General features: G+C 48.0%; 1 protein-coding gene. It reads right to left on the reverse strand.

Annotated features, from left to right (window positions below):
- Positions 1-324: hypothetical protein (locus tag AC1DP6_RS36635; protein WP_477059335.1), on the reverse strand; the 324-nt coding region annotated here is incomplete at its 3' end.
- Positions 325-362 lie beyond the last annotated feature (38 nt).

The raw sequence follows: 362 nt of genomic DNA on the forward strand, positions 1-362 counted from the left end.
CTCTACAATAGTCCATGCACCGCGTGCACCCAATCCGGCTGGAATGTTAGCCGTCATGTTGAAGATAGAATCATTACAATGTTTCTGATCTGCACCWGCAACTGCTATGGAAGGAACTTCATAGTTGGTCAGTTCCACCATATCTGTAGTAGCCGCACAGGTACCATTGGTGATAGTCCATACCAGTGACACRGTATGTCCAGCCAGCACGGTCACYTTGGTGKTRTTTAAWGTAGTATCAGCAATMGTGATCCAGGGTTGCTTGCCACCTACGATGGTCCATGCACCGCGTGCACCCAATCCGGCYGGAATGTTAGCCGTCATGTTGAAGATAGAATCATTACAATGTTTCTGATCTGCAC

Source organism: Chitinophaga sp. 01L420 (genome assembly GCF_056399985.1).